Origin of the sequence: Mesorhizobium sp. M0119 (assembly GCF_040322615.1) — a bacterium.
GTDB lineage: Bacteria > Pseudomonadota > Alphaproteobacteria > Rhizobiales > Rhizobiaceae > Mesorhizobium.
The window spans coordinates 379358-385812 of sequence record NZ_JAMYTU010000001.1; the positions used below are offsets into that span (position 1 = coordinate 379358).

The 6455-nt window shown below is 59.9% G+C and carries 7 protein-coding genes and 1 pseudogene; 3 read left to right on the top strand and 5 right to left on the bottom strand.

Annotation, left to right across the window (positions count from 1 at the left end):
- The first annotated feature begins 63 nt into the window (after positions 1 to 63).
- Positions 64 to 879 (top strand): oxidoreductase, encoded by an 816-nt coding sequence (locus NKJ40_RS01865; RefSeq protein ID WP_352464234.1) that lies wholly within the window; start codon positions 64 to 66, stop codon positions 877 to 879.
- 294 nt (positions 880 to 1173) lie between these two features.
- The gene (locus tag NKJ40_RS01870) at positions 1174 to 1374 is read left to right on the top strand and encodes a hypothetical protein (RefSeq protein ID WP_023678847.1); all 201 of its coding nucleotides are present in this window, start codon (positions 1174 to 1176) and stop codon (positions 1372 to 1374) included.
- A 27-nt stretch (positions 1375 to 1401) separates the two neighbouring features.
- On the opposite strand, the gene NKJ40_RS01875 is transcribed toward NKJ40_RS01870, so the two are convergent.
- From NKJ40_RS01875 to NKJ40_RS01895, 5 genes are all read right to left on the bottom strand, one after another.
- Positions 1402 to 2031 carry a hypothetical protein gene (locus NKJ40_RS01875; protein WP_352464236.1) on the bottom strand — a complete coding sequence of 210 codons (630 nt, stop codon included), beginning with the start codon at positions 2029 to 2031 and terminating at the stop codon, positions 1402 to 1404.
- A complete protein-coding gene (locus NKJ40_RS01880; RefSeq protein WP_292655027.1) occupies positions 2031 to 2891 on the bottom strand; it encodes a lanthanide ABC transporter permease protein PedC in 861 nt (286 codons plus the stop codon). The genes NKJ40_RS01875 and NKJ40_RS01880 overlap by 1 nt, the downstream gene beginning before the upstream one ends.
- An 11-nt stretch (positions 2892 to 2902) precedes the next feature.
- Positions 2903 to 3691 (bottom strand): lanthanide ABC transporter ATP-binding protein PedB/LutE, encoded by a 789-nt coding sequence (locus tag NKJ40_RS01885; protein ID WP_352464238.1) that lies wholly within the window; start codon positions 3689 to 3691, stop codon positions 2903 to 2905.
- Between the two features lie 98 nt (positions 3692 to 3789).
- Positions 3790 to 4761 carry a YVTN family beta-propeller repeat protein gene (locus NKJ40_RS01890; RefSeq protein WP_352464240.1) on the bottom strand — a complete coding sequence of 324 codons (972 nt, stop codon included), beginning with the start codon at positions 4759 to 4761 and terminating at the stop codon, positions 3790 to 3792.
- Between the two features lie 21 nt (positions 4762 to 4782).
- A complete protein-coding gene (locus NKJ40_RS01895; protein ID WP_502903679.1) occupies positions 4783 to 5958 on the bottom strand; it encodes an ABC transporter substrate-binding protein in 1176 nt (391 codons plus the stop codon).
- Between the two features lie 330 nt (positions 5959 to 6288).
- Between NKJ40_RS01895 and NKJ40_RS01900 the strand changes: the two are divergent.
- A pseudogene (locus NKJ40_RS01900) lies at positions 6289 to 6455 on the top strand (S-(hydroxymethyl)glutathione dehydrogenase); the annotation flags it as partial.

The following is a 6455-nucleotide window of genomic DNA, read 5'->3' on the forward strand; positions in this document are numbered from 1 at the left end:
CGCCTTTCGCTCCGACCTTTCGTGCTTCTCCCACGCCAATCCAATACGAAGAAAGTGACCTCCATGAACAAGACCAATCTAGGCGTCGCCCTGGTGACCGGGGCATCCAGCGGCATCGGGCACACAACGGCCAAAGCCCTGCAGAACGCGGGCTTTCGCGTGTTCGGAACCAGCCGTCGCGCGGTCGCCGACCGATCCGACGGCGTTACCATGCTGGCCTGCGACGTGACCGATGACACGTCCGTGGCGAAACTTGTCCAGGACGTGCTGGCCGAGACCGGGCGCATCGACCTGCTCGTCAACAATGCCGGCGTTGGCCTGCTTGGTGGCGCGGAGGAGTCCTCGATGGCCCAGGCCAAGTCGTTATTTGACGTGAACGTCTTTGGCGTTATGCGAGTAACCAAAGCAGTGTTGCCGACAATGCGCCGTCAAGGCAAGGGCAGAATCGTCAATTTGAGCTCGGTGCAGGGGTTCATTCCAGCTCCCTATTTCGCGCTTTATTCGTCGACCAAGCATGCCGTTGAGGGCTATTCCGAATCGCTCGACCACGAACTGCGTACTTTCGGAATTCGCGTCGTGTTGGTGGAGCCCGCCTATACCCGCACCTCATTTGAAGAAAATCTCGCCAGGCCGGATCAGTTGCTTGATATCTATGACTCCGCGCGCGCTGGCATGAATGCAGCTGTGCGGAAAGCCATGGAAAAAGGCGATGCGCCGGAAATGGTAGCCAGGACCGTTTTGGCGGCTGCGACCGATCCCGCTCCGAAGAGGCGCTATGCGGCTGGAAAAATGGCGCGCCAGGTCAGTTTCCTGCGCCGTTTCGTCCCCGCATCCGCATTCGACAAAAGCCTGCGAAAGCAGAACGGGCTGCCGGTCTGAGGTCGACAACAATGATATTCCTGTTTCGGTCGAACCCGTGGGAGAGCGCGTTCCACGAGTTCACTTTTTTGGCATTGGCACAGCCGGACGCGCATGTTCGATGCGCCCGCGTCCGCGACTGAGCCCTGTGGTCGTTGGCGTTAGATTAGCGTCATGTTATATTGCGGCGCGAAAGAGCGGGGGCCACGTTCTTTTCACACCCGTAAGCGATCCGTATGTGCGACCCCTGCAGACTGGTCGGTATCACGGAAACTCCCGGGCATGGGGTTCGGGATTCGAGGGGGACTAGGGGTAATGCTTTACACGCTCGTTATGATGGTCTGCCTGACGGATGTGCCGCAGACCTGTGAACAACGCGAACAGATGGTGGACGGCCTGGCAATGAATCCCGGGACCGCCTTCATGCAGGCGCAATCGCTGGTAGCCCAGTGGATCGAGACGCATCCCGGTTATTTCGTTCAGCGCTGGCGCGTGCTGCCCGGCCGTGGATCGTGATATCCGCCGCAAAGATCGAATGAGGTCCTACTTCTTCGCGGCGAGCGTTTCCGAGACGACCTTGGACAATTGATAGAGCCGCTGCTCGATTATCGTCGGCACTTCACAGACGTAGGTCAGTGATTGGACGCGCTCATTGAAAATTCGCGTTGCGAATTTCAGCTGTTCGGTTCGCCGATCGATCTCTTCGGGATCTGGATCCGGCTTTGCCCGCAACGCATCGACATCGGACGCTTCCTTGCGCAAGGCGGCGGCCATTTCGAGCTGCTTGTGGGCGTAACGGGAAATGCCGGAGATCACCTGCGAGCGCTCGGCGTCCATGTGATCGAACATGCCTTGCACCAGCATCGCCATTTTGGGTGCAAGTTGCTCGGCCGGCAAGGAGGCGGCGAAATCCTTGATCTTCTTTTGAGCTTCCGCAATCGGCATCCGGCGAGCTGCCAGCTCCTCGACCAGGGCGGAGATGGTGGGGTCGTTCAACCAGTCCTTCGCCGCTGAAGGAAGGTCCGGTCCACTCCAGATCTGGCCGAGCGAGAGTTGCGGCACCTTGCGCTGTATGCAGGGCCAGTCTGGATCGGGGTTGGCTGCCATGGCGTTGACGCCCGGCGCGAGCATGGCAACCAGAGCCAGGCCGCGAACAAGGCTCATTCGTGCCATCAGGCATTTCCTCCCGTGTCCTGTTTGCGGGTCATCAGGCCGCGCGAAGGGTCGTAGGCGATGATGGCGGCGGCAAGGAACAGCAGCGTGCAGCCGGCAACGACGCCCAGCGACAGCCACTCAACCTGGCCGTAGAAGGCGAAGCGGATCAGTTCGACAGCGTAAGTAAACGGATTGGCGAGGCAGATTTTGTAGAGCAGGGGGCTAGCCTCCTGGATACGCCACAAGGGATAGAGTGCCGGAGAAGCGAAATAGCCGGGAAAGATGACGAAGTTCATGATGCCGGCGAAGTTTTCGAGCTGCTTGATCATCGAGGACAAAAGCATGCCGAGCGCGCACAGCATCATGCCTGACAGGAACAGCGCCGGCAGTACGGTGAGATAGCCAAGCGGCGGCGCCTTGACGCCCCAGAACCAAGCAACGATCAGGAACGCGTAAACCTGCGCGATCGACACGGCGACACCGGCGAGCATCTTCGAGATCAGTAAAAACCAACGCGGGAAGGGGCTGACCAGCAGGGTGCGCATGTTGCCCATTTCGCGGTCATAGACCATCGACAAGGAAGACTGCATACCCGAAAACAGCAGAATCATGCCGCACAGGCCCGGCGTGATGTAGACCTCGTAGAGCACGTAGGTCTTGTAGGGCGGGATGATCGATACACCGAGCACCTGCCGGAATCCGGCTGCAAAAATGAACAGCCAGACGAGCGGCCGAACCAGCGAGGATATGAAGCGCTCGCGTTGGTGCAGGAAGCGCAGGCACTCCCGCACGACGATCCCTTTGAGGCAAATGAGGTAGTGGCGGAGCCCAAATTGTTCGAACTTCACCGGCGTGAGGGCGGCGACTTTTGCGGGCATTGCGGGAGCGCTCATGGCGACATCTCCGCGATGCCGCTTGTTTCGATGCGGTTGAGCCTGGAAAAGGCGTCGCGGATCGAACTGGCACCGCTCGTCCCAACGACATCGGCCACCTTACCCTTGGCAACCAGGTCGCCCTGCCGCAGCACGACGACATGGTCGCCGTCTTCGACCTCATCGATCAGATGCGTCGCCCACAGCACGCCGATGCCCTCGGTTTCGACGAGCTTGCGGATGGTGGCCAAAATGCCCGCACGCGACTGGATGTCGAGACCGACCGTCGCCTCGTCGAGCAACAGCAGGGAAGGGCGGTGGAGCAGCGCCCGCGCGATCTCGATGCGCCGCATTTGGCCGCCGGAAAGACTGCGTGCCTTGTCATGCTGACGGCCCTGCATGTTGACTATGTCCAGCAGCGCGGCAATGCGCTGCCGGGCTTGGTGTCCGCCAATGCCATGCAGCGAGGCGTGGTAGGAGAGGTTCTGGTGGACGCTGAGGTCGAGGTCGAGCGTACGTGCCTGGAACACGATGCCGACACGTCTGAGCGCTTCGCCCGAAGCCCGGCTGACATCATGGCCGAAGATGCGGATCGATCCGCGGCGAGTGCCGTAAAGATGGCTGATCAGTGAGAACAAAGTTGTCTTGCCGGCGCCGTTGAGGCCGAGCAGAACGGTGAAAGTTCCCGGCGCGATCGAGAATGAGACGTCGTGGAGCGCCCGCTTCGGACCATAGGAATGGCTGATACCGGCAAGATCGAGCGCCGCCACCTCCTCTCCAGGTCCGCTTGTCCTTACATGCTGCATGCCGCTGGCTCCTTCGGGGCGCGCTGGTGATCTAGTGCACTTGCAACATCCCCGCGGCAAAGATTTGTCATGTCGGCCTCCCTGATAATCGCTGCGGTCTAGTGGGGCGATATGGCCACGCCCCAAGGCTGCTGGCCCACCGTGACCGATTGAACCGGCTCGTCCGTCGCCGTATCGATGAAGGTAATGTCGTTGGAATTGCCGTTGGTGGTGATCAGCGTCTTCTGATCGGGGGTGAAGTCGAGATGCCAGACGCGCTGGCCGACCAGGATATATTTTTCCACCTCGTAGGTTTCGGTATTGATGACGGCGACGTGGTTGGCTGGGCCGAGCGCGACATAGGCTTTCTTGCCGTCGACGCTGATCGCGATGCCGACCGGCTGGATGGTTTCGGGCCGCAGTCCCGCAATCGCGAACTGGATCTTCTTCACCACCTCGCGTTTGAAACTGTCGATGACGCTGACGGTGCCGCCGATTTCGGCACTGACCCAGATCTGTGATCCGTCGGGCTTGAATTGCGCAAAGCGCGGACGCGTGTCGACCAGAACATTGTCGGTCACCTCATGGCTGTCGGTGTCGATGAAATGCGCCATGCTGGTGGTTTCGGAGGTGTTGACCATGGTTTTGCCATCGGGACTGACGGCCATGCCTTCAGGCTCCACCCCAACGGGAATCTCGGTCATGACCTGCTTGCTCTCGATGTTGATCGCGGTGACGAGATTGTCATCCTCGTTGGCGACGTAGAGCGTCTTGCCGTCCGGCGAAAGCACGAACAGTTCGGGATCTGGGCCCGATGGCAGCGTGCCCACGATCTGCAGCGTCGCGGTATCGATGATTTCGATCGTATCGTCATCGCTGGCGCACAAATAGATGAACTTGCCGTCGTGCGAGATGGTGATACCGCGCGGCCTCTGGCCGACTTCGACGGTCTTCACCACTTGCATCGTCGCCGTGTCGACGACGGTTATCGTATTGTCTTTCTCGTTGGAGACATAAACGGTGTAAGCCCACGCCGGATTGGCCATGAAGCCGGTCGCGAGAATGGCGAGTGCGCAAGCTCGTCTCTGCACGAAAATTCCTCCCGATTGGTTCTACTTAAGGACGCATTTCGTTTCCGGCTGATCGACGCCGAGCGTATCGAGCTCGGAGATTTGGTGGAGATAACCCTCCTGTGGCGATGTCGAGACCACCGATTCGGTGTCGCCGAGCAGGATTGGCTGGCGAAGCTGATGGTTCCACTTGCGGAAGGTCAGCTTCTGTCCCTTGAAGGCAGCGACCGAGAAATCGTCCGAGCGGATGTAGTCGCTGATCTTCTTCGGATCGTCGCCATTGGTCCGCGTGCTGGCTTCGCCCACCGCCCGCACCGCCGTCCAGGCCGACATATCCTTGGACAGCATTCGCCGGCCGGTCGTCCTCAGGAAACGGCTCTGCATTTGAATGCCACCCCATTGCTCGCTCGCGGGATGCCAGGACGATGCGACAAGACCGGCCGTGCCACCGACCAGCCGCGGTGTCCAGGTGCGGTAGGGCACATAGGTTCCGAACACCTCGCTCTCATCGGCGACAAGCACCACGTCATGCTCCGGCAGATCCTGCGTGAACACGGAAATCTGCTGCTGTATCTGCGTAGCGCCGGTGTCGGTGCGGCGCGCCGTGCCAGTGTCTTTGAATTCCTTCTCGGCGACGATCTGACCGCCGAAGCGAGCCGCCGCGCGGCGCAACGCGGCCGCATAGAGATGATCCCGCTCATGCGAACCGTAGAGCAGCACCCAATTCGGCCATTTCTTTACCACGAGATACTGCGCCAGCGCGTCGGCCAGCATGCTTCGCGTCGGCGCCACATGGAAAATGTTTATGCGGCAGTCTTCCTCGCGCAGGCTGTCGTCAGTGGCACCGACATTGAAGACCAGAACGCCCTTGTCGCGGGCGATGTCGGCGATCGACAGCAATTGCCTGGCCGAGAGGTCCGCGACAACATAGCGGTCACCTTTGGCAATCAGCTCGTTGAACGCCTGAGCCGCGTCGGCCTCCGGCTTGACCTCGGCTATGTCGAGGCCGAATTTCTGGCTGAGGAACTTTCCTGTCGTATTGTTATCGCTGATCGCCACATTGGCGCCGGCGACACCTTCGTCGCGTGGCGGCAGGTCCAGCAGGGAAAGCGCCAGTTGCGGTGCGTAGGCCCGCAAATAACCTATTCTGATTTCGGTTATCTTTCTTTCCGGCCTGTGGGTTGCGACCGGTTGCTTGCCCGTCGCTTCCTGGGCCATCACGTCCGCAACGTTGGCGGTCTGGAAAAAAAAGCACAAAAAGGCCGCGAGAGTGCCTGGCACCGCGCTCGTCATCGATAAAACTGCCCATTCTTGCACTAAAGTCCGATTGTTCCCGGACCAGCGCGAATTCAAGGTGCCCATAATGAGCTTAGCGGACCCCACAAGATTTATCAAAGCCCTGCAAGTGGACTTACGTGTCTGCTTTAGTCCTATGGCTTTTCGCTGAGATACGGCGGTGAATGAGCGTGTTGCGGTCTTCGACTCCGAGATCATCCGCAGCAATGCCGGAATGTGAAACTCTATGGGTTGTCTTGGGAGGATTGCCTGATGAAAACGCGCGCCGCTGTCGCCGTCGCCGCCGGAAAGCCGCTGGAGATCATGGAGGTCGACCTCGAAGGCCCTCGTGATGGCGAGGTGCTGGTCGAGATCAAGGCAACCGGCATCTGCCACACCGACGAGTTCACGCTGTCGGGCGCCGACCCGGAAGGCCTGTT